General features: G+C 38.7%; 20 protein-coding genes. 8 read left to right on the plus strand and 12 right to left on the minus strand.

The window, feature by feature from the left end; genetic code table 11:
- Positions 1-2 precede the first annotated feature (2 nt).
- Positions 3-896, minus strand: a complete 894-nt coding sequence (locus IPZ59_RS15020; protein ID WP_236139818.1) for a class I SAM-dependent methyltransferase — start codon at positions 894-896, stop codon at positions 3-5.
- A gap of 167 nt (positions 897-1063) precedes the next feature.
- Here IPZ59_RS15020 and IPZ59_RS15025 point away from each other — a divergent pair, with 167 nt between their 5' ends.
- Positions 1064-1762, plus strand: coding sequence for a hypothetical protein (locus IPZ59_RS15025; protein WP_236136862.1), 699 nt, complete (start codon positions 1064-1066; stop codon positions 1760-1762).
- Here the strand turns inward: IPZ59_RS15025 and IPZ59_RS15030 are convergent.
- Positions 1743-2591 (minus strand): SDR family NAD(P)-dependent oxidoreductase, encoded by an 849-nt coding sequence (locus IPZ59_RS15030; protein WP_236136863.1) that lies wholly within the window; start codon positions 2589-2591, stop codon positions 1743-1745. The genes IPZ59_RS15025 and IPZ59_RS15030 overlap by 20 nt on opposite strands.
- 207 nt (positions 2592-2798) lie before the next feature.
- Between IPZ59_RS15030 and IPZ59_RS15035 the strand changes: the two genes are divergently transcribed.
- Genes IPZ59_RS15035 through IPZ59_RS15045 form a run of 3 tightly spaced genes read left to right on the plus strand, consistent with a single transcriptional unit; the run spans position 2799 to position 4958 of the window.
- On the plus strand, positions 2799-3629 hold the full coding sequence (locus IPZ59_RS15035; RefSeq protein ID WP_236136864.1) for a 1-acyl-sn-glycerol-3-phosphate acyltransferase: 831 nt from the start codon (positions 2799-2801) through the stop codon (positions 3627-3629).
- A gap of 3 nt (positions 3630-3632) precedes the next feature.
- Positions 3633-4589, plus strand: a complete 957-nt coding sequence (locus IPZ59_RS15040) for a GNAT family N-acetyltransferase (protein ID WP_236136865.1) — start codon at positions 3633-3635, stop codon at positions 4587-4589.
- Positions 4590-4592: 3 nt separating this feature from the next.
- A complete protein-coding gene (locus tag IPZ59_RS15045; protein WP_236136866.1) occupies positions 4593-4958 on the plus strand; it encodes a CoA-binding protein in 366 nt (121 codons plus the stop codon).
- On the opposite strand, the gene IPZ59_RS15050 is transcribed toward IPZ59_RS15045, so the two are convergent.
- The 3 genes from IPZ59_RS15050 to IPZ59_RS15060 form a co-directional block, all read right to left on the minus strand.
- Positions 4949-5824: a Brp/Blh family beta-carotene 15,15'-dioxygenase gene (locus tag IPZ59_RS15050; protein ID WP_236136867.1), complete on the minus strand. Its 876-nt coding sequence runs from the start codon at positions 5822-5824 to the stop codon at positions 4949-4951. The two genes, IPZ59_RS15045 and IPZ59_RS15050, sit on opposite strands and share 10 nt — an antisense overlap.
- Positions 5811-6953, minus strand: a complete 1143-nt coding sequence (locus tag IPZ59_RS15055; RefSeq protein WP_236136868.1) for a lycopene cyclase family protein — start codon at positions 6951-6953, stop codon at positions 5811-5813. Before IPZ59_RS15055 ends, IPZ59_RS15050 begins: the two co-directional genes overlap by 14 nt.
- Before the next feature lie 114 nt (positions 6954-7067).
- Positions 7068-7817, minus strand: coding sequence for a bacteriorhodopsin (locus IPZ59_RS15060; RefSeq protein ID WP_236136869.1), 750 nt, complete (start codon positions 7815-7817; stop codon positions 7068-7070).
- Between the two features lie 380 nt (positions 7818-8197).
- Between IPZ59_RS15060 and gyrB the strand changes: the two genes are divergently transcribed.
- The gene (gene gyrB, locus IPZ59_RS15065; protein WP_236136870.1) at positions 8198-10156 is read left to right on the plus strand and encodes a DNA topoisomerase (ATP-hydrolyzing) subunit B; all 1959 of its coding nucleotides are present in this window, start codon (positions 8198-8200) and stop codon (positions 10154-10156) included.
- Positions 10157-10255: 99 nt separating this feature from the next.
- Positions 10256-12388: a polyphosphate kinase 1 gene (ppk1, locus tag IPZ59_RS15070; RefSeq protein WP_236136871.1), complete on the plus strand. Its 2133-nt coding sequence runs from the start codon at positions 10256-10258 to the stop codon at positions 12386-12388.
- Between the two features lie 20 nt (positions 12389-12408).
- On the opposite strand, the gene IPZ59_RS15075 is transcribed toward ppk1, so the two are convergent.
- The 3 genes from IPZ59_RS15075 to IPZ59_RS15085 all read right to left on the minus strand — a co-directional run bounded on the left by IPZ59_RS15075 (position 12409) and on the right by IPZ59_RS15085 (position 14706).
- On the minus strand, positions 12409-13293 hold the full coding sequence (locus IPZ59_RS15075; protein ID WP_236136872.1) for a Ppx/GppA phosphatase family protein: 885 nt from the start codon (positions 13291-13293) through the stop codon (positions 12409-12411).
- 87 nt (positions 13294-13380) lie between these two features.
- The gene (locus tag IPZ59_RS15080; RefSeq protein WP_236136873.1) at positions 13381-14358 is read right to left on the minus strand and encodes a TerC family protein; all 978 of its coding nucleotides are present in this window, start codon (positions 14356-14358) and stop codon (positions 13381-13383) included.
- 66 nt (positions 14359-14424) lie between these two features.
- Positions 14425-14706 (minus strand): YidH family protein, encoded by a 282-nt coding sequence (locus IPZ59_RS15085; RefSeq protein ID WP_236136874.1) that lies wholly within the window; start codon positions 14704-14706, stop codon positions 14425-14427.
- Positions 14707-14808: 102 nt separating this feature from the next.
- Between IPZ59_RS15085 and IPZ59_RS15090 the strand changes: the two genes are divergently transcribed.
- Positions 14809-15291, plus strand: a complete 483-nt coding sequence (locus IPZ59_RS15090) for a deoxycytidylate deaminase (protein ID WP_236136875.1) — start codon at positions 14809-14811, stop codon at positions 15289-15291.
- Positions 15292-15299: 8 nt separating this feature from the next.
- On the opposite strand, the gene murB is transcribed toward IPZ59_RS15090, so the two are convergent.
- Complete coding sequence (gene murB, locus IPZ59_RS15095) at positions 15300-16316, minus strand: UDP-N-acetylmuramate dehydrogenase (protein ID WP_236136876.1); 1017 nt, start codon at positions 16314-16316, stop codon at positions 15300-15302.
- Between the two features lie 160 nt (positions 16317-16476).
- On the opposite strand from murB, the gene IPZ59_RS15100 reads away from it, so the two are divergent.
- Positions 16477-17418: a succinylglutamate desuccinylase/aspartoacylase family protein gene (locus tag IPZ59_RS15100; RefSeq protein WP_236136877.1), complete on the plus strand. Its 942-nt coding sequence runs from the start codon at positions 16477-16479 to the stop codon at positions 17416-17418.
- Positions 17419-17427: 9 nt separating this feature from the next.
- Here the strand turns inward: IPZ59_RS15100 and IPZ59_RS15105 are convergent, their stop codons facing one another.
- The 3 genes from IPZ59_RS15105 to tamL form a co-directional block, all read right to left on the minus strand.
- Entirely contained in the window at positions 17428-18027 is a 600-nt protein-coding gene (locus tag IPZ59_RS15105) for a hypothetical protein (RefSeq protein ID WP_236136878.1), read from the minus strand.
- Positions 18028-18197: 170 nt separating this feature from the next.
- Entirely contained in the window at positions 18198-19931 is a 1734-nt protein-coding gene (locus tag IPZ59_RS15110; protein ID WP_236136879.1) for a phospho-sugar mutase, read from the minus strand.
- Between the two features lie 106 nt (positions 19932-20037).
- A complete protein-coding gene (gene tamL, locus IPZ59_RS15115) occupies positions 20038-22419 on the minus strand; it encodes a translocation and assembly module lipoprotein TamL (protein WP_236136880.1) in 2382 nt (793 codons plus the stop codon).
- Positions 22420-22442: the final 23 nt, after the last annotated feature.

The following is a 22442-nucleotide window of genomic DNA, read 5'->3' on the forward strand; positions in this document are numbered from 1 at the left end:
ATTTAGCTTCGGAATCTAAAAAAGATACCCAAGGGTAATTTCTTTTCAAACTTATCAACCAAATAAAGCTCTCCATGTTCAGCATTTTCCACCTTTGAAAAATTTGATCGGATCAAATTTGCTGCGATCATAGAGCTAAAACTCAGGGAATACATATTCAGAATGAGAAAATGGTGGGTAGGATCCAATATTTCCGCACAAACTTTTAGCATTTCATTGATTTGCTCTTCCAAAATCCATTTTTCCCCATCAGGACCTCTGCCATAAGCTGGAGGATCAAGGATAATGCCGTGATAGGTATTGCCGCGACGTTGTTCACGTTTGATAAATTTCATCGCATCATCTACAATCCATCGAATGCCTTCCAATTTGGAGCTTTCCATGTTGTGTTTAGACCAGGTGACTACTTGCTTAACAGAATCCAAATGGGTGACGTCAGCTCCACAGGCACGGGCAGCCACGCTAGCTGCTCCGGTGTATGCGAACAAATTCAAAATTTTGGGCTTAGCTACAGGGAAATTTGCAAGGGTTTCGCTGATGTAGTCCCAATTGACTGCTTGTTCAGGAAATAGACCGATATGCTTGAACGAAGTCATAGCTAAATTCAGTCTCAAATCCAGTCCTGCTGTATTCTTATATTCAACCTGCCAATTGTGTGGAATACGTTTAAATTCCTGCCATTGTCCTTTTTCAGGATTGTTTTTTTCCTTGGCGAAGTGAGCATGTGCCATAGCTCTCCATTCAGATTCAGGCATACTTTTATCCCAGATGGCCTGTGGCTCAGGTCTGCTTAAAATAAATTTGCCAAATCGTTCTAATTTTTCAAAACCTCCCGTATCTATCAATTCATAATCAGTCCAGTGGGAGGGGCACAATGAGAGTATGCTTTCCTTCATGCCACAAAAGTAATCAATCTTCATTTGAATGGCGCCATTTTTTAATTTGAGAAATACTTCCGATTTTAACAAAGTAAAAGCAAGGGATAAATGAAGGCCTGTCAGCTAGTTGGTTGTGCAGTTTAGAGTTCCATTTAGCAGTCAGAACAGCATAGGTTTAAAAAAGTATGAAATTTAGCAGGTTGGAAATGAAGTGGAAAGTATTGTTAATGGCATTTATCGGAGTTGTAGGAGTTCATTCAACGACTTTGGCTCAGACACCTGTGCAAGAATATACCTACGATGTGTCACGCAGCTTTCGACTCAATCCTATTTCTGTAGGTATCAAAGGAACTCCTTTTTTGTTTGAACGTGCAGCATTGGGAACCATTGTCCTCAGTAAAGGGAAAGTATATGAGGACATTCCTTTCAATATTAACCTAGACAAAGGGGAGTTATTCATTCAAACGGAAGGTGTTGATTCTGATCCTTTTTTAGTGCGAAATTGGGAAAGAGTTGAGACAGTGGATAGTTCTCCAAGAATTTTTACTAAAGAAAGGATAGGGCTCAAACAAGAAATTACGGAAGAACTTTGGAAAGATGAAGGGAGAAAAATTGTAGCTGTGCACCGAAAAACCTTTATTCAGCCTTACGTACAACGGGATGGGTACTCTGGACCCCAATATGATGAATTCCGATACGATATTAGCTACTTCCAATTGGAAGGAATGCAAAGCAAAGAAATCAAAACAACTAAATCAGGTCTTAAGACATTTGCTGGATCCAAGGATAAAGCGGTCCAAGACCTGATTAAGCAAGAGAGGTTGAAAGTGGAACAACCTGCTGATTTTAAAAGAATTGTAACCTTTATTTTGCAGGAGAATTGAGAAGTTTCTGAATCAGTTGCTCACTTAAATCCCAAAGTTTGTCTCGTACTTCTTTTGATCGGGCAGTGGATGTAGGGGTATTGGGTTTGGAATTTTTAAAATAGTATCCATTGAATTTGGGTGAAATATCCTGAGAAGCCAAATATATGGAGGTTGCTGCTCCTTTTGCAGCTGTTATCATAAACGGTTCTGCGAGTTTCCACATGAATTTGAAGATTCCACCGGCTTCGTTACCAAAGCGGGTTTTTACAACACCCGGATGAAGTGCGTATGCATGTAAGCCTTTGTCACCATACTTGTCCACCAATGATTTAGCAAATAAAATGTTGCAAAGTTTTGCATTGGCATAAGCTGTGAATGAACTGTAGCCATTTTGGCATTGTGCTAAATTTTCGAAATCAATTTTTGCAGCTCGATGAGCTTCAGAACTCAGGTTGATGACTTTAGGGTTTTTAGATTTGAGTAGGAGAGGAATCAAATTTTCAGTCAATAGAAAGTGTCCTAAGTGATTGGCGGCAAAAGATAATTCTAATCCATCCACTGTGATTTCTTTCTTTTGAAAAATCCCTCCCGCATTATTGATTAATACGTCTAGCTGAGATGTGGACGCTAGTATAGCTTCTGATGCACGTTGAACACTTTTCAAATCAGATAAATCAATCTGCACAAAACGCATCTTTGGTTGAATAGATGTGGGAAAGCTTTTTATCATTTCGGTTGCTTTCCTTTCGTTTCTGGCCAATATGAGAATTTCATCAAATGATTTTACCAGTGCCTTCAACGTTTCTTCACCGATACCCGATGTAGGGCCTGTTATTGCTAGTGTCATAGTTCTTTGTATTTGGTAGTTGAACTCAGAATAGTCAGGAATAGTTTTTCAATTCAAAAAAAGCCACTTTAAATTTAAAATTTTGTAATTTTAAGACTTCAATATTTCAGAAAAACTTACAAAACCAAAAGAATTATGGAGCTAAATTTCCAAACTTCATATGGTTTTCAGCGGGTTAACTGAAAACAGTATGCTTACACCTGACCCATGAATGCACCACAAAAAAAGCCGTTTATTGAAATCGATGCGGTTATTAAAAATAAGAATCCCAAGCTTTTTAAATGGCTTCCCGGCTTTGTTTTAGCATATATCAAGCGGATTGCTCATGAAAAGGACATCAACCGAACCATGGCCAATATTGGACATTTGAAAGGAATTGAGTTTGTAAATGCCTTGGTAGATGAGTTTGGAGTTCAGGTCGAACTCACGGGAGAGGAAAACATACCTATCAATGAATCTGTGATCTTTGCGGCTAATCACCCCTTGGGTGGTATGGATGGAATTGCATTTATGTATGCGCTCGGTAAATACAGAACAGATATTCGATTTTTGGTAAACGATATCTTGACCAATATTAAAAATTTTGAACCTATGTTTATCCCTGTCAACAAGCATGGAAGCAATGGGAGGGAGGTTAGCCGACTGATTGAGGATACCTATGCAGGTGATCATGCAGTTTTGGTATTCCCTGCTGGATTGGTATCTAGAAAGCAAGCACACGGAATTGAAGATCTGGAATGGAAAAAAAGTTTTATCAGCAAAGCAAAGCGTTACAAAAAGAATGTAGTTCCTGTCTACATAGAAGGGGGAAATTCCAATTTCTTTTACAATCTTGCAAGACTGCGTAAGCAATTGGGTATTCAGGCAAATATCGAAATGTTTTATTTGGCAGATGAAATGTTTTCCCAGCGAGGAAAAAAAGTTACCATTCATATAGGAAAACCCATTTCTTACAAGTACTTTGATAAGTCAAAATCAGAGACAGCGTGGGCAGAAGAAGTTAAAAGGACTGTTTATCAATTGGCTCCAAAAGTTTAATATATGCAAGCAATCATTCCCGCAGTTGATAGGAATTTGATTAAACAAGAATTATCAGAAGATCGCTTTCTGAGGTATACCAATAATGGTAATAATCATATTTACCTAGTGGATTATCACAATGCCCCACATACAGTTCAAGAAATTGGAAGACTTCGAGAGTTGACATTTCGGGCAGCAGGAGGAGGTACTGGTTTACCCATGGATTTAGACGAAAATGATAGTAATGAGACCTGCTATCAGCAACTGATTACTTGGAATCCAGAAGAGGAGGAAATTGTTGCAGGCTATCGTTTGATCTACTGTAAGTATGCTGGCGTATTACAGGATGGTCAATTGGACTTATCAACGGCACATCTATTTTCTTTTTCAGAAAAATTTATTGAGGACTATATCCCTCATACGATAGAATTGGGGCGCTCATTTGTTCAGCCTAAGTTCCAGCCGAGCTTAGATAATCGTAAGGGCTTGTTTTCATTGGATAACTTATGGGATGGATTGGGTGCTGTAGTAATGTTGCATCCAGAGGTCAAATACCTTTTTGGTAAAGTAACGATGTATCCCCACTTCAATCGAGAAGCTCGGGATTTGCTACTCTATTTCATGAATCACTATTTTCCGGATACAGAGGTTTTAGTTAGACCACATTCAGATCTATTGCTTGGGTATGAAACAGATTCGAAGCTCTTTGAAGGAATTTTTGATGGATTGGATTACAAAGAGGGATATAAAGTTCTCAACTCTAAAGTACGAGGACTTGGTGAAAATATTCCACCTCTAATCAATACCTACATGAACCTTTCTCCTTCTATGAAAACCTTTGGAACGGCTTTAAATGATGAATTTGGAGCAGTGGAAGAAACAGGAATATTGATAACCATTGATGATATCTACGAAAGTAAAAAACAACGCCATATGGAAACATTTGAGCGTGATAGAAACTTGGGAAGTAGAGATTAACTTATGAAAAAGACTGTCATCATTGGTGCAACACCCAATCCATCCAGATATGCTTACTTGGTTGCCGAAATGCTCCATGAGCGTTCCATTCCTTTCGTTCCAGTTGGAATTAAATCTGGAACAGTTTTCGGGGAAGAAATTCTTAACTTACGTGAAAAGCCTAGCATTACTGATGTGCACACGGTAACAATGTATGTGGGACCTGAAAATCAAAAAGAGTGGTATGCCTATATCTTGTCTTTAAAACCAGAAAGGATTGTGTTCAACCCAGGAACTGAAAATCCAGAACTGATGAATTTGGCAAAAGATGCGGGCATCGCTGTCTGGCCTGCATGTAACCTGGTTCTCCTCAGTACAGGTCAATTTTGATTTCTTGCCATCAAAAATTTATCCATGTACCAAATATGAGGAGCTGATACAAGCGAAATCAATACAAAGAAAACGAAAATTAAACTTTCAGATTCTACTCGATTAAGCATCAAAAGAAGTAATATCCCAATTCCTATAATACTGATACTGGTAAAGGGCATGAGTTGATAAATAAAATTCTTCAACTTGTGTTCTCCTAGGGTATCCTTCAATGCTTCATATTCGACCAAAATACTTGGCAAAGAATGCCAAAAGCCGAAATATATGGCAAATCCAAGTAGCAAAGGAAGTTGAGACAATAGCAAGGCTATCATAACTATCTCTATTAAACTTCTGTTGAAAGCCTTACCAAAATTCATCCATCCACTGATTAGCATGGCAATGCCAGTAAGGAAAATCATGACTAGCAATTGACTTTTATATGGTTCAATATTTACAACAGTTCCTACAATTGCACTGGTTTCCGAATAATCAGCCCACAAAATCAGCAATAAGAAAAAAAGCCCCGTAGTAAAGTAAACGATTTGAGGAAATTTACCTTGAGCTAGATTCAAAAAGTGGGATTGCCCGAAATGGTAAGCTGACATCAGGATAAAAGCAATCAATCCAAGTAATGGAAATACCAACCATACTGCTAAATAGACTGTCATAATACCCAAATATTTAGCTATGAAAATTCCCAGTGCCTTTCCTCGAATAGAAGGATTTAAGAGTAAATGATCGATCGCTCCATGCGAGATGCCTACAGTGAGCATTACCCCGACAAATAGCGTGTACATCAGCCAATCGCTCTCCTGAAAAAACAAGAGGTATAACAGACCTATAAAGAAGGCAATAACTTTGGCAGCGAGCTCAATTTTTCTCATAATTGAGCAGTGATTTTATAAAAATTCCGTATTTAAATTTAGCTAAGATTTGAAGGTCTTCCCAGAGGGAAGTCTCCTCATGCAAGAATCGCAAAACTTGTGCTCCTTGATTTTTGGCAAACATTTGGGCGAAGATCGAAGGAAGTTTTTCAGGCCATTTTTTTGCAATATTCAATAGGATATTGTCATAAAACTGAAAACGTGTTTTTCGTATCCAACCTTTGTAAACAGTATCTTCTTGTAATAACTGCGTAACCAATTCTTCGCTGTGTTTTTGAATATCATAAAATGTATACCCAGTAGAAGGCTTAATACACCCTGCGATTGAACCTATTTCAATAATATTACTTGAAGTGGACTTTCCTTGAATTTTAGTGGTCATCGGAATGGCACCATGTTCTTCAAAAATGATCTTATAAGTACATGGAAGTATGTCTCTTAAATATTCCTCTAACTTTCCTTTTAATGCTTCCATATCTAAAGCCTGAGTAGTATACAAGGTATATTCTACCAAGGCTGTAGTTTCGTTGAAGGGCAGGATGTAGAAAAATTCATTTTCTGTGAAACTTCCATCAGGGAAGTGCATAAGTGTAGGTACAGAGGGATCAAAGAATGAAGCATCTGTCTGAATTTTCCAACCTAAAAAGACCTGTTTTAAAGTGTTTGGCTCTAACTGTTGCCCTAAAGGGATACTATTGAATGTTTTAGATGCAGAAAGAGTGTCTCCATTGGCAAGCGTTACAGCTGTACTCTTATCTGCTAAAGTATTAATGAATTCTACCTTTGATTGTATAAAAGTTACATTGGGATGCTGCTCTACGAGGGTTAAAATTTCCTTGTAAAAATCGGACGACTTGATGTGATAATAATGTAATCCGTCTAAGGCTTTCACTATTTTTTTTTCACCAACCTGAACCTGAACTGAATTCCAGGATACTAATTCAGTGTTTTTTGGGTGAGCAGCAACTGGTTCTTTTGCCCAATAACACCAAGTACGATCGTTATCTTGTTTATTGGATTCATCTACGAGCGCAATACGAGCATTTTTGAGAGGACTCTGAAGGAGTTGATATACTAAACTCATGCCTGCACAGCCAAAACCGCAAATGATATAATCGTATCTAGTCATAGTTGGGTGATGTTAATGTATAAAGGCTGGCAAAACCTTTTTTGAGAGCTGGACTAAGCTTACCTTATGTCCAACTGATTACTCATACTTAGATTCTGCCAGCCTTGGCAATAATTAAGCTACTGCTTTTCTGTTTTTAGCTGTTTCAGCTACTGCTACAGAGTAGATTACTAAACCAAAACCAATTTTGTTGATAGCATCTGCTAAGTTGTAGAACAAGTCAATGCTGCTCACTTCAAATACACCTGACAATAGGTTACCTGGCAATACCATGTATCCAATTGGATAGATTGACCAACCTAGTGTGATGAAGATTTTCAATAAGAACATTGCTTGACCTAGTGCAGGGCTATTAGAAGCTTTCGTAAGCTTAGCTACATCACCAGCGAATACTTCATATACAATGTATAAGTAGAACACTGTAGAGAATACTCCCCAGAAGATATTGCTATCGATACCTGAAGTCTCACCAATGTAACCAGTTACCAACATACCGATTGATGCAATGATCAATTTGGTCAATGTGCTACCTTTAGCTCCAAATGGCTTAGTCAATAAGTAAAACTCCACACACATCAAAGGAACTGTCAACGTCCAGTCTACATATCTAAATGCTGTTGGACTAGTACCAGTTTCTAGGTAAAAGTCTCTCATGTAGTAGTAGTGAACTGCTGCAATACCGGTGATTAGTCCGGATACTAATAAAGAAAGTTTCCACTTTCCATCCACCGAGTTTCTTTCTGCGAAGAAAAATACTGCGGAAGCAAACATAGCCATGTACCCTATAAAAAAGGTAATGGCAACTGGATCTGAATTGATGATCTTGTCAAGACCAACCAAATCTGCGGTCAAAATGCTGTTCATAGTTAATTGTGTTTTTTGAATGGTTAATTGTTAAGATTTTATTTGGTGATTCAATGCGAGTAAAAGCATTCAGAATTTATTTTGTTTAATACAAATTGAAAAAAATTAAACAAAAGTAAATAAGGTGCTTAAAAACAGGTACAAATTGCTCAAAAAAGGTATCTGTTAAATTTTCTTAATGATTTATAAAATTCCTCTTTTACGAAATAAAATTCTTTATCCGACAATACCTGCAAAATCGAAAGTTAGCTGTAGTAGTTCTAGGGGGAATCAGTTGTTATTTTCCTATGTACAATTGTTTTTTTTGCGTATTATTACGGGTTAATTGAAGTAAGTGAAAAACCTCTTTTTCTAATTCAAAAAGGGCATTTTAAAAACATATGAGCGAAAACAAAGAAGGTGGGCAACAGGATTATGGAGCCAGTAACATTCAAGTATTAGAAGGTTTAGAAGCAGTACGTAAAAGACCAGCCATGTATATTGGCGACGTCGGAATCAAAGGTTTGCATCACTTAATATGGGAAGTTGTCGATAATTCAATCGATGAGGCCTTAGCAGGTCATTGCGATACCATTTATGTAACTGTTAATGAGGATAACTCTGTAACAGTTGAAGATAATGGGCGAGGCATTCCTACGGATATGCACCAAAAAGAAAAGAAATCTGCTTTAGAAGTTGTTATGACAGTACTCCACGCAGGAGGAAAATTTGATAAAGACACTTATAAAGTTTCAGGAGGATTACATGGAGTAGGGGTTTCTTGTGTAAATGCACTATCTACCCATTTGAAGGCTACTGTTCATAGGAATGGCAAGGTATATGAACAAGAGTATGCTATTGGTGTTCCACAATACCCTGTCCGAGAGATCGGTACCACTGATAAGCGCGGTACGATTATCCAATTTAAACCTGATTTAAGTATTTTCACCATAAGTGAGTATAAATACGAAACCATTGCTACACGCTTGAGAGAGCTTGCTTTCTTGAATGCAGGGATTCATATCCACTTGAAAGATTTAAGGGAAAAAGAAGACGATGGTTCGTATCGTTCGGATGATTTCTTCTCAGAGGGCGGTTTACAGGAATTTGTGCAGTATTTGGATGAGACCAGAGAAAAAATCATAGACCTACCAATTTATATTGATACAGAAAAAAACGGTGTTCCAGTACAGGTAGCGTTGAGTTACAACAATTCCTATTCTGAAAATGTCGTTTCGTATGTGAACAATATCAATACCCATGAAGGAGGTACGCACGTATCTGGGTTTAGAATGGCTTTGACTCGTACTCTAAAATCATACGCTGACAAATCCGGTATGCTGGATAAGCTCAAAATCGATATTGCGGGAGATGACTTTAGAGAGGGTTTGACGGCTGTTATTTCTGTAAAAGTACAGGAACCGCAGTTTGAAGGTCAGACTAAGACCAAGCTAGGAAACTCCGATGTTCAAACGGCTGTAAATGCAGCGGTATCGGAGACTTTACAAACTTGGCTTGAAGAGCATCCCAAAGAATCTAAAATCATCGTTGGCAAGGTTGTCCTCGCTGCACAAGCAAGGCATGCGGCCCGTAAGGCCCGTGAAATGGTGCAACGTAAGAACGTTCTAGGTGGTGGTGGTCTTCCTGGCAAGCTTGCAGATTGTGCTAACTCCGATCCTACTGTTTGTGAATTATACCTCGTTGAGGGTGACTCGGCAGGTGGTTCAGCCAAACAAGGAAGGGATCGTGATTTTCAGGCAATTCTCCCATTGAAAGGAAAGATTCTAAATGTAGAAAAGGCGCATGAGCACAAAATCTACGACAATGATGAAATAAAAAATATTCTTACGGCATTGGGTGTGAAATTTGGTACTGCTCAGGATGAAAAAGAGCTCGATTTATCGCATCTCCGTTACCATAAAATCATCATCATGACAGATGCTGATATTGATGGGTCACACATTCGAACGTTGATTTTGACTTTATTCTTCCGCTACATGAAAATGTTGATAGAGAAAGGATATGTATATATTGCACAACCACCTTTGTATCTTTTGAAAAAAGGCAAAGATGAGCGCTATTGTTGGACTGAAGATGAGCGTAAAAAGCTCATGACTGAGATGGCTGGAGAAGGGAAAGAAGAGTCAGTAGGTATTCAACGCTATAAGGGTTTGGGAGAAATGAATCCAGAGCAGTTATGGAGCACTACAATGGATCCAAATACCCGAACGCTCAAGCAGGTAACCATTGATTCGGCAGCTGAGGCAGATCACCTATTCAGTATGCTGATGGGAGATGAAGTAGCCCCTCGACGAGACTTCATTGAGCGAAATGCGAAGTATGCGAAAATCGACACCTAAGAATTGTACAAAAGGGGCTTCGGCCCTTTTTTTTTTATCTTTTTAATTGCTTAAACTTAAAGAAAATTTCCTCGTGATAAGGATTGTATAGAAAACGTCATGGAAACTAAAATCATAAACCCAAGAGATAAATTTAATACCATTATCCAAAACTCGGATTTGGTTAGTAGAGACCTGAGTTGGTTGACATTCAATGAGCGCGTATTGGATCAATCTAAAAAGGAGTCTCGTTCAATCTTTGAAAAACTTAAATTCTTAGCAATCACAGCGTCCAACTTAGATGAATTTTTTATGATTCGGGTAGGATCCTTGTATAATTACCTAGACTATGATAAGGAAAGGGTAGATTACTCTGGTTTGCGGGAAGAACCGTTCAAAATGAAGTTGATGCTGGAATGTCAAAAATTCCATAAAATGCAGCAAGAACATTTTTTGAAAAATCTTCTTCCAAGCATGCCAGAGTTTGGCTTTATGCTATCTAATGTCCGTAATCTTCAGCCAGCAGAACAGGAAGTAATCCGAAATTATTTTATGAAAGCTGTGTACCCCATGTTGACCCCAATGGTTTTTGATGGGTATAGAACTTTTCCTATTCTGATGAATAAGCTCTTGGTCTTTGGGGTAGTAACCCTGGCTCCAGGGGATAAAAAAGAAAACCGGAAACTATCCTTTGTACAGATTCCAGCAAATATCCCCCGATTCTTTGAAGTAGAGCGGGAAGATATGATGATTTATGTACCCATTGAAGAAGTTATCCGTGAGAATATTGTATCACTTTTCAGAAATGTCAATATTGAGGCTGTTAATCTATTCCGAATTACGAGGAATGGGGATTTTACCTTGGAAGAATCAGAAGACATGGATGCTAACTTTCTGGAGGAGGTTAAAAGAAAATTGAATGAGCGGAAGTCGGGTAGGGTAGTTCGTATTGAAATAGAGGAAGGCTATTCTCGGTGGATGATCAATCTTTTAAAGGAGCGTTGGAACATTTTAGATGATAGTATTTTCAAGGTAGAGCGTGCCAGTATGCTGGATTTCACAGGTTTATGGCAAATGATTGGTAATAGGCGGTTCAAGGATAAGCTCCCTCAAATGCCAGCTCCGGTTCCACCTGTATCCTATCCAGAAGATGGGACAGACGATATCTTTCATGTATTAAAAGGTCGAGATATCTTATTGCATCATCCATACAATAACATCGATCCGATACTGGAATTAATTGAAAAAGCAGCGGATGATCCTCATGTCATGGCGATCAAAATGACCATCTATCGTTTGGCCAAAGACTCCCGAATTACAAAGGCCTTGTTAAGAGCTGCAGAAAATGGCAAACACGTCTCTGTCTTGTTTGAGGTAAAAGCACGATTTGATGAAGAGAACAATATCCGGGAAGCAAAAAAATTACAAAAAGCAGGCTGTTTTGTTATTTATGGCATTTCGAATGTTAAAACGCACACCAAACTCTTACTGATTGTCAAAAAGGATGAGAATTATGTTACCCGCTACGTTCATTTAGGCTCAGGAAATTATAATGAAGATACCGCGCGATTATATACCGATATTGGGTTATTGACAACAAATGAAACACTTGCCAATGATGTTTCGGAGTTTTTCAATGTAATCACGGGACATTCCATGCCCACCACCTATCAAAATTTGATCACGGCGCCTCGAGATATGCGCAACCAATTGATCGAATATATTGAAACGGAAGCAGCAAATGCCCGAAATGGCTTACCTTCCGGTGTTTTTATCAAAGTTAACTCTCTGGAAGATTCTGAAATTATCTATGCATTGTACAGAGCTTCGCAGTCAGGAGTTCCAGTCAAGTTGATTATCAGGGGTATATGTTGTTTACGTCCGGGAAGAAAGGGACTAAGCGAAAATATTGAGGTACTTTCAATTGTAGGGGATTTTTTGGAACATTCCCGAATCTATCACTTCCACAACAACGGCGATACCCGTACTTACGCTGGTAGCGCCGATATGATGGTAAGAAGCTTTGATAAACGGCTGGAATCCTTATTCCGCATACAGGATCCTTTGCTGGAAAAGCAATTGATGAATATTCTTGCTTACAACCTTCGAGATAATGTCAATGCGTATATTATGCAGGAGGATGCTACTTATATTGCAAAACAGCCTAAAGAAGGGGAGGAAGTTTTCAATATCCATCATGAATTTTTCAACCTCAAACTAACCGATGTTAAAAATGTAAAATTAGTTGAATAAAAAAGAAAAAGCACTGGTTTTCAGTGCTTTTTCTTTTTGTTCTTTTCGTATAATACTTGCATCAGGCCATCTTTTAAGCCCACATCTGGTACCAACATTTTACTGGAAGCAGCAGCTTTCATAGCACTGAGATAGATGGTGGATGCAGGAATAATCACATCCGCACGGTCATGATTCAGGTTTAACTTGTTGACACGTTCATCATATGTAAAGGAAGAAAGATAAGCCTGAATTTCTTCAATCCTTTTGATAGTCAGAAACTCTTTATTTTTCCTGGGATTGGATAACTCAAAGATCTTAGCAATATTTCCACCCGTACCTATGGATACTACTTTATCTTTGGGTTGAATATGTTCATGGATAAAATCCTTCATGTGTTTCCAAGTAGAAGGATGAACAATATCTTCCATGGCTCTAACTGAACCGATTTTAAAGGATTTGGCAGCGATTTTTTCCTTTTGCCTGTAAATATTGAGTTCCGTACTACCCCCACCTACATCAATATGGAGATAAGCCTGATCATCTAAGTAACTTTTCAGCGCCAAATTGATTATTTCAGCCTCTTGATTCCCATCAATGATCTGGATTTTTAGTCCTATATCTTCTCTAACTTCATGCGCAATATCCCTTCCGTTTTCAGATTCCCGCATGGCCGAAGTAGCGCAAACCATATAATCATCTACTTCATATAAATCAATCAGCAGTTTAAAAGCTTTCATAAGCTTTACAAATTTCCTCCGATTTAGATCGCTGATTTTCTTCGTATGAAATACATCGATTCCCAAGCGGAGAGGGAAGCGAAGGTATTCTAATTTTTTAAAATTGACCTGACCTTCGTAAAGTGTAACGTTGGTAATTTGTAAGCGAATGGCGTTGGAACCAATATCTATGGCTGCTAATCTCACGAATAAAGAGGGTTGTTGATGGATGAAAATTTAAGCTACGAATTTCTCCTTAAAATTGAAACTTATAGTGGTTAATTTAATCTCATGTTATGCCTGCTCGGATTGATATTTTCGAAGTGAAAATAGAATACTGATCGCTAACACTCCACCAACGACCGATAAAGAAATAGGTGAGGGCAAGTGATAGATCGAAGAAAGAATCATTTTGATCCCAATAAAACCTAAGATAAAGGACAAGCCATGCTTGAGATAATGAAACATATCAAAGCTATTGGCCAATAAGAAATACAATGCACGGAGGCCAAGGATAGCAAATATATTGGATGTATACAAAATGATGGGGTCATCTGATATTGCGAAAATTGCAGGAATAGAATCTACTGCAAACAATAAATCTGTAAACTCTACTACAGCCACCACCACTAAAAGTTGGGTTGCCATGCGCTTTCCATTGATCTTCACAAAAAATTTACCGCCATGATAGTTGGGGTCTACACGAAAGACTTTGTGAATTAAACGTGTTCCAAAAGATTTGGAAAAATCTTGTGACTCATCATCATCTTCTTGCCGAAAGGATTTGATGCCAGCGATCAATAAGAAAAACCCAAATAAGGTCATGACAACATTTACATTGACCTCAAGCGTTCCCAAGAAAAAAGTAGGTAAATAGGTAAGGCTGATAATTTTTACCCCTGCAAAGATAAAAATGGCCCGCATGACAATGGCTCCTAAAATTCCATAAAACAAAACTTTATGATGGTATTTATCCGGTACTTTGAAGTATCTGAATATGAGGATAAATACGAAAAGATTATCAACTGAAAGCGCCTTTTCTATTAAAAAGGCGGAATAGTATTGGGTAGCTTTTTCTAAACCTAAGTCCAAATAAACATATAAGCCAAAAAGCAAACCAATGCTGATCCAGACAATTGACCAGTTGAGTGCTTCCCTTGTCGAAACCTTATGGTCCTCTTTATTGAACACATATAAATCCAATCCTAATAAGGCAATGATAACCACACCAAAACCTATCAGTACAAAGCCTTCTTCTTGCAAGTAGTTCAATTCTCCATCGTATTAAGGGTGAAAACTCCTGCAAAAATGGGCCATTTTCTTGAGATTTTTCAGCTTTTACATTTTTTGATAGTAATGATTTTTAAGTTTACGTTTCACACGGTAATAGGTGAAAATACCAAAAATAAACATCGCAATGCTGAGCCCAAAAGCGAGGTAGCCCAATTCTCTCACATGCTCCAAAGATTGAACTTCAAAAAGAGCCGTACCTGAAACCAAAAAATACAAAGCTGTTCGGATGTAAGAAAGCAAGGTTCTATCATTTGCTAAATAGGTGCGTTGTCTTGCTAAATAATCCCTAACAATCAATTCTTCATCAGTAAAGTTTTCTTTTGACATATAGCTAGTTGTTTTCTTGCAAACTTACGTATTTTTGACTGCTTAATGGGTGATGAAGGTTACCTAAGATCTCAAGTTGAATGATTTTGAAAGCACAAACGAATGGAAAGACCTCACTTTGATGACATTTTTATGGAACTGGCAGTTAACCTTGCCAAGCGATCTCATTGTATCAAAAAGCATGTAGGTGCGGTATTGACAAAGGAAACACGGATTATCTCCATTGGCTACAATGGTCCACCGGCAGGTACACATAACTGCGATGTGGAATTTCCTGAAACAGGCTGTGCACGTGATAGTAAAGGCAGTTGCACGCTTGCTATTCATGCCGAACAAAATGCAATCTTGTATGCCGTAAAAAATAATGCTTCCGTAGATGGATCCACGTTATATGTTACCCTTGCACCTTGTTTGGCCTGTGCTCGGATTATTTACAGCATGGGAATCACAAAGGTTGTGTATTTGTATTCATATGCAGAATACAAGGGACTACCTACAGATGAGGGCATTGAATTTCTAAGTAAATTTGGAGTGGAAGTAGTGAAGTATGCCAAAGAAATTGCCTTTGAGGATCCCTTGATTTAGCTCTATTTTTAGATAAAATTCACTTCAGGATGTAGTGCAATTCCGAATCGATTGAAGACAGATTCTTGAATTTGCTGGCTTAACTTCACAAGATCTTCACCTTCTCCAGCTCCATAGTTGACAAGTACTAATGGTTGGTCTTTATGGACCCCGATGTTGCCGATTACTTTACCTTTCCACCCGCACTGTTGAATCAACCAAGCGGCAGGTACTTTCATGCCTTGATCGGTAGGATAGGAGGGAATGCCTGGGTTTTCTGCTTGTAACAATTCAAAATGTGTCAGAGAAATGGTCGGATTTTTAAAAAAACTACCTGCATTTCCAATGACTTTTGGGTCGGGAAGTTTGGATGAGCGGATTTGGATTACGGCTTTGCTAACATCCTGAATGCTTGGATTGTCGATACCCCAATTATGAAGGATTTCTTGAATTGCTCCATAGGAGGTATGCAGGATATGATTAGTTTTACTGAGTTTAAATTGTACCTTGGTGATGATGTATTGATCCTTATAAGTGTTTTTGAAAATACTTTCCCTGTACCCAAATTGACAACGCCCTGCATCAAATAGTTCTACATCCAAACGATCTTTGTGCAGTGCTTCGAGTGACACAAATGTATCTTTGATTTCAACACCATAAGCCCCAATATTCTGCATAGGAGAGGCCCCGACAGTCCCAGGAATTAGAGATAAGTTTTCGATTCCACCCCAATTTTTATCCAAACAGTACATCACGAATGCGTGCCAATTTTCTCCAGCACCTACCTCAACCCACACGGAAGTATCATCCTCTCTGACGACTTCAATCCCTTCTAGACAGTTGCGCATAACAAGTCCATGAAAATCGCCTCTTAACAGAATGTTGCTACCTCCCCCAAGGATAAGTAAAGGCAATTCACGTTCATGGGCAAATTCAATTCCTGCTTTGAGATCTTCTGTCATATGAGCCTCTAAAAAAAACCGGGCTTTTTTATCAATTCCAAAAGTATTATAAGGCTTAAGAGAAATGTTTTCTTGTATCTTCATGGTGGCAAATTTACTGATGCGAATTTAAGCAAGAATTTGACCAAAATCCGAAAACCTTACGATACCTTTATGAAATCGAGTTCATCGCAGATGAGTAAATTTGGATTTTACCTGAGCTCAAGCAGGATGGTTAGCATTGGTAGAGAATAATTAACACGCTATGAAAGAAATTGTAATCAATGGAGTCAAAATACGGCCTGGTCAAAGTATTCAAATTGATATCGCCATTGCGCGTTTGCCAACGCATACCTTAATTGATTTGCCTATTTTTATTATCCGTGCCAAAGAAGATGGCCCGACAGTCTTGATTTCAGGAGGTGTTCATGGAGACGAAATCAATGGTATCGTAGCAGTAAAGAAGTTTTTGGAGGAACCTGACTTGGAGCTGATCAAAGGAACTGTAATTTTCATTCCTTTGGTCAATGTTTATGGTTTTTTAAGTAGTTCCCGAACGTTCCCTGATGGTCGAGATCTCAATCGGAGCTTTCCAGGTAGTAAAAAGGGAAGTTTGGCTTCTCAAATTGCATTCATTCTGACAAATGAAATCATTCCTTTGATCGATTATGGTATTGACATCCATACTGGAGGACGGATGCTTTCGAATTACCCGCAGATTCGGGTGGATTACAAAGACAAGGTAGGATTAGAGTTATCTAAAGCTTTTGGGACTCATTTTGTCCTGAATTCGGCACACATTGATAAATCGTTCCGAAAAGAAGCATATAAACGTAGGAAATCAATAATGGTGTATGAAGGGGGTGAATCCATGCGACTGGATCCCTATGCGGTGGAAGAAGCTGTCAGCGGAAGTAAACGACTATTATTTCATTTAGGAATGATTGCAGATCCTGGAATCGCAAGCAAACCAACAATTATACTGTCTGATAGCTCATGGACACGAGCCAAAGTATCAGGAATCTTCACTTCTTCTGTAGAACTAGGAAATGAAGTAAAAAAGGGTCAGATACTTGCAAAAATATCTGACCCTTTTGGGAGAGTTCGCGTACCGATCAAAGCTTCCTTTAATGGGTATGTGATAGGACTAAACAACAATCCGGTGGTAAATGCCGGAGATGCTTTGGTCCATATTGGAAGATGCTAAACAATATGCTTACATATTCTCTACAAAATTAGGCAAGAAAAACCGGCCATCTGTGATTTGTATTGTTCTTCGCTGATCTAATGGGCGTTGATCCTCCAAGTCGACCAGAATCCCCTCGAATACCCCAGAAGTGCCTTCTGAAGAAAAATCAGTGATTCGAATGGTGGCATCATCTTGAGCCCCTGGATTGTTGGCCTCTAACAAAATAGCACCCCAAGATTTGCCTGCTTCATCTAGGTAAACAAATGCGATGGATGGTGAAACAACATTCTGAACCACTATAGGAACCTGCATTTGGTAGGTGAGTCCCAATTCCAAGCGTTCAATTGTTCTTAAAACGATGACCAAAGCATTCTTTTCCGTGTTATTGCCAGTGACCATCGTCCAGGTAGCAATTCGTAAATTACGTTGCGAGTCATCAATAAATACGATATTGGCATCCTTATTTGCACGAAACGATTTCTCTACACCATCCACACGGAAACTATAGAAATAATCAGGCCTTTCATCTTCCTTATCACAGGAAATCATGAATATTGAAAAAATTGCAAGAAATAGTACGCGTAAATAATTTTTAACCAGTTGATGCTTCATAGTCTTATACTTCATTTGTTTTTTTAAGCTTTTGCAAAAATATTCCATTTTTGAAAACAATCCTGCATGATGCGTAACAAAATTAAATAAAGCAAAAAAGAGGTTTTCTTAAAAGTCAACACCGATGGTAGGTACTTTCAAGAAAACCTCTTTTAAGAAGGCTTTAAGCTATTTCCCGGTAGGGATTAACTAAAATAAGATTTCAAGTTGCTCAGGCGAGTTTCTAAAGCTGCCTCTACTGCTTCATAAGTAGCGCGATCTTGAAGCGGCGCACTGACAGAGAAGTAATATTTGATTTTTGGTTCGGTACCTGATGGTCTTGCTGAGATCTTGCTGCCATCCTCTAAATAAAACTGAATAACGTTTGATTTATCCATATCAAGTGCCGTTTCAGTGCCATTTTTCAAATCAAAAACTTTACTTTCTTTCACATCCACAACTTTCACTACGGGTATTCCTGCCATTGCTGTAGGCCGATTGGTACGGAAATCAGCCATCAAAGCCTGAATTTGCTCAGCACCATCTTTTCCTTTTTTGGTCACAGAAATCAATGCTTCCTTGTAAAAACCAAATTTCATGTAAATTTCCGCTAAGACATCCCGGATGCTCATTCCTTTGGATTTGTAATAGGCTACAATTTCAGCGACCATGGCGCAGGCCGAAACTCCATCTTTGTCACGTACAAAATCCCCCACCAAATAGCCATAGCTTTCTTCACCACCTCCGATATAGGTAGCTTTTCCTTCCAATTTCAGAATAACTTCTGCAATATTTTTAAACCCTGTCAATACAGAGTAGCAGGTCACGCCAAAGCCTTTACAGATCGTGTCTATCAATTCTGTAGTCACAATGGTATTTACCATGAATTGATTTCCATCTAGCTTACCTTGTTCTTTCCACTTGCTTAAAAGGTAATACGTCAGTAAGGCGCCTGTTTGGTTTCCGTTCAACAATTCAAAATCACCTTTACCATCTGGTATACAAGCTGCATACCGATCTCCATCTGGGTCACAGGCCAAAACCAGTTCAGCATGTACCTCTTTTCCTAAAGCCAAAGCCATAGTTAAAGCCTCTGCTTCTTCAGGGTTAGGGTAAATGACTGTCGGGAAGGTACCATCGGGTTCTGCTTGCTCTTTTACTACGTGTACCTTATCAAAGCCAAAGGCCTTCAAGGCTAAAGGAACCATTTTCCCAGATGCTCCATGAATAGGAGAGAAGACAATTGGCATATCCTTATTGGACTGAATAGCTTCCGGAGATAAACTTAAGCCTTTTACCAAGTCCATATAAATCGCATCAAAATCAGACTCGATATATTCAATCAAAGCATCGTTTTTATTCCAATTTACATCATCAACTGACTTGATTTTTTTTACTTCAGCAATGATATTTTTATCATGAGGAGCGACTACTTGACCACCGTCGTTCCAGTATGCTTTATAACCGTTATATTCTTTTGGATTGTGTGAAGCTGTAACCATTACACCACTCTTGCAACCGAAATGACGGATGGCAAATGAAAGCATGGGAGTAGGGCGCATTTCACGGAAATATTTAACACGGATTCCATTTGCCGTAAAAATATTGGCGGTAGTTTCTGCAAAAAGAGTATTGTTGATACGACAGTCATGCGTGATTGCTACAGAAATATCTTCCCCTGGAAAGCTTTGCAAAAGATAATTCGCTAAACCTTGAGTGGCCATTCCAACGGTGTATACATTCATACGGTTGGAACCAACACCCATGATTCCACGCAGACCACCTGTACCAAATTCCAGTTCGGTATAAAAGGAATCAATCAATTCAGTGGGGTCTGATGATTCTAGCAAAGCCTTGATTTGTGTCTTGCTTATGTCATCAATGTTGCTACTCAGCCATGATTCTGCCTTTGCTATAATCTTTGGATCTACTGTTATCATTGTTTAGAAAAAGTTTTGGTTCAAGTGTCTAAATTATACATTTTGATCAAAATAGCCATCAAATCAAAGGAATTGATTTGTTACTTTTTAATTTTACTCTTGAAAATCAGAAAGGATATCCGATTCCTATATTGAAAACAGCATTGCTTCGGCCAAGACGGGATGTGAAAAATTCATCCAATACAAACCGTTGTCCAGGTTCCCTCGCGGGATCCACTGCCTTGATGCCCAAGTCCAAACGCAACACAAGAAAATCAAAATCCATTCGTAGGCCTAGTCCGGTGCCCACCGCTAATTCCCGATAGAAGCGATTGAATTCAAAATTTGCACCGGGTCTAGTAGGATCTTCTTGAAATGTCCAGCTGTTTCCGATATCTATGAAAAAAGCTCCATCAAAATACCCGTAAATTTTTGACCGTAATTCAAACATACCTTCAAATAAAATATCTCCCGGCTGCTCAAACCGGTAATCAAAAAGTCCATTTTCCAAGAGGGGTGGGGAAAATGAACCCGGTCCCAATCGTCTTGGTTGCCATGCACGGATGCCTGTACTACCACCGGCAAAGAAATACTTCTCATAGGGCAAAATTCCATTGCTGACTCCGTAAGGCCTAGCCATCCCCAAATTGAGGCGATAAGCAAAAGTCTGCTCACGGGTGATGGGAATATAGCGCCGAAAATCCGCCTGAAATTTCAGAAATTGGAAATAGGCAAGATTACGCTCTTCCACAAAACTGTTATTTACAAAGTTTAAGGTAGTCCCACCAGACTCTGCAAATAATCTAAGTAAAGAAGCTTTATTTCGCTGAAATGCTCCATACTGATTGAAGTTGATTATCACCTGCCCAGAGATACTACTCACATAGGAAGGGAGAAAGGAATTGATCAGGTTATTTCCTTGATTTTGCAAATCCTCCAATATTTCACGGAAATCGTTGCTCAAATTAGAGCGGATGAAGTTGGCATCCAACACATTGAACGTGTATTGTTGCCGAAGATTTCGGGTGTTCCAGTTATAGCTGAGGACACCATTCACGCTTTCCCGGATATATTCTGGACGATCTACATAATTGTAACCAATTAAGGTCCTTGTACGAGGATTGTAGCGGCCAAAGGTTTCCAAAGAAGAACGAGTAAACGGTAATAAAAACTGAGGGAAAATGATCGAAGCAGAAGTATTGAGTTCGCGGCTTCGGAAAACCCCACCTTCTCCAGTAGCGGAAACCACACCTTCAAGACCTGCTCGAAAGAAAAATTCGAAAATTTCCGCACCTCTGAAAAGATTTCTGTTTCTCAAAGAGTGAGAAAAAAATGGACCTGGAACTTGCTCCGTGATGCTGGCTCCCAATTGATTGGTGATTTGATATTTCTGGTTGGGTTGGGTATAAATCCGCGGGCGCAATACATCTCCTAAAGTATCAAAGGCAATGTTGACAAAACGGAACAAATCCAAATTTGCCAACTGTCGTTGCGTTTCTATCACATTGGTTTTATTGTATAGATCTCCTTTATTAAGAAATATCCTAGAGGAGATGATTTTTTCGGAATACTTATCGTCGTATAAATCAAATTTAATGTCCCGATAGGTAGTCTGTTGACTTTGTTTGATTTCTATCGATTCTGGAGCATCCAAGGAAAAATAAATAGAATCTAACACAAAAATTTGATGATTATCCGAGTAGATCGGCTTTCGAATGACTTGTTCAATATTGACTATATGAGTGACTGTATCTTTGAATACATTGTACTCAATATAGGAACGGGTAAATGTGTAAAAGCCATTATCTTTCAACAAGTCTTCGACTCGTTGTCTTTCTTTAGTAAGGTCGCTTTGGATGTAGGGATTACCTGATTTTACAAAAGAGTTGGCTTGTCTTGCCAATAAAAGTTTATAAATGTCATCATTATCCGAACGGGTATAAAAAGAATCAATTTTATAAACCGCATTCTCAGAGATTAAATAGTCAACAGTGGCTTTTTTCCCATTGGTCCGTAAAAAGAAATCCGTTTGAGCGTCAAAAAAGCCATTGTTTTGTAGATAATAAAGCATTTGCCGACTAGATTCAACCGTAGCAAGTGAATCATACACTACCCGTGGATTGCCTGTTCTCATAAAAAAATTACCATAGGTCAGTTTTTTATCCAAAGAAGTCAGGTTATTGGATAGTTTCTGGAATCTCCGTTGCTCTTTTTTACTCCAAGCGGCTGTGTCCCTTTTGCTGAGGAGGCTTTTGCGTTCTTGGGAAAAGCTTTCTTTCCGGTTTAAAAGAGTAGCACTATCAAACATGCTGAGCCCAAAATTGTAGACGGATACACCTACCGATGTTCCCAAGAGTGGCAAAGTAGTATTAGGCTGTTGCTTGATCAGACCATTGAGTGTATTTCTATCAGATTCTTGGATGCCTTTGATAGTGGTAGAAGTCAATAAGTATTCTCCTTCTTTGAGCCCCTTGGTAAGGGAACAAGAAGAAAATACAAGTACAAACAAGAGAAAGTTTATATATTTGGCTC

Origin of the sequence: Mongoliitalea daihaiensis (assembly GCF_021596945.1) — a bacterium.
Classification (GTDB): Bacteria; Bacteroidota; Bacteroidia; order Cytophagales; family Cyclobacteriaceae; genus Mongoliitalea; species Mongoliitalea daihaiensis.

Bases quoted from the DNA above. Each gene is read 5' to 3' on its own strand.
- IPZ59_RS15050 (WP_236136867.1), bottom strand. From the start codon at position 5,824: ATGAGAAAAATTGAGCTCGCTGCCAAAGTTATTGCCTTCTTTATAGGT.
- IPZ59_RS15105 (WP_236136878.1), bottom strand. From the start codon at position 18,027: ATGAAGTATAAGACTATGAAGCATCAACTGGTTAAAAATTATTTACGC.
- IPZ59_RS15025 (WP_236136862.1), top strand. From the start codon at position 1,064: ATGAAATTTAGCAGGTTGGAAATGAAGTGGAAAGTATTGTTAATGGCA.
- IPZ59_RS15085 (WP_236136874.1), bottom strand. From the start codon at position 14,706: ATGTCAAAAGAAAACTTTACTGATGAAGAATTGATTGTTAGGGATTAT.
- IPZ59_RS15060 (WP_236136869.1), bottom strand. From the start codon at position 7,817: ATGAACAGCATTTTGACCGCAGATTTGGTTGGTCTTGACAAGATCATC.
- IPZ59_RS15040 (WP_236136865.1), top strand. From the start codon at position 3,633: ATGCAAGCAATCATTCCCGCAGTTGATAGGAATTTGATTAAACAAGAA.
- gyrB (WP_236136870.1), top strand. From the start codon at position 8,198: ATGAGCGAAAACAAAGAAGGTGGGCAACAGGATTATGGAGCCAGTAAC.
- IPZ59_RS15090 (WP_236136875.1), top strand. From the start codon at position 14,809: ATGGAAAGACCTCACTTTGATGACATTTTTATGGAACTGGCAGTTAAC.
- IPZ59_RS15045 (WP_236136866.1), top strand. From the start codon at position 4,593: ATGAAAAAGACTGTCATCATTGGTGCAACACCCAATCCATCCAGATAT.
- IPZ59_RS15020 (WP_236139818.1), bottom strand. From the start codon at position 896: ATGAAGGAAAGCATACTCTCATTGTGCCCCTCCCACTGGACTGATTAT.
- ppk1 (WP_236136871.1), top strand. From the start codon at position 10,256: ATGGAAACTAAAATCATAAACCCAAGAGATAAATTTAATACCATTATC.
- IPZ59_RS15100 (WP_236136877.1), top strand. From the start codon at position 16,477: ATGAAAGAAATTGTAATCAATGGAGTCAAAATACGGCCTGGTCAAAGT.
- IPZ59_RS15055 (WP_236136868.1), bottom strand. From the start codon at position 6,953: ATGACTAGATACGATTATATCATTTGCGGTTTTGGCTGTGCAGGCATG.
- IPZ59_RS15030 (WP_236136863.1), bottom strand. From the start codon at position 2,591: ATGACACTAGCAATAACAGGCCCTACATCGGGTATCGGTGAAGAAACG.
- IPZ59_RS15110 (WP_236136879.1), bottom strand. From the start codon at position 19,931: ATGATAACAGTAGATCCAAAGATTATAGCAAAGGCAGAATCATGGCTG.
- murB (WP_236136876.1), bottom strand. From the start codon at position 16,316: ATGAAGATACAAGAAAACATTTCTCTTAAGCCTTATAATACTTTTGGA.
- IPZ59_RS15035 (WP_236136864.1), top strand. From the start codon at position 2,799: ATGAATGCACCACAAAAAAAGCCGTTTATTGAAATCGATGCGGTTATT.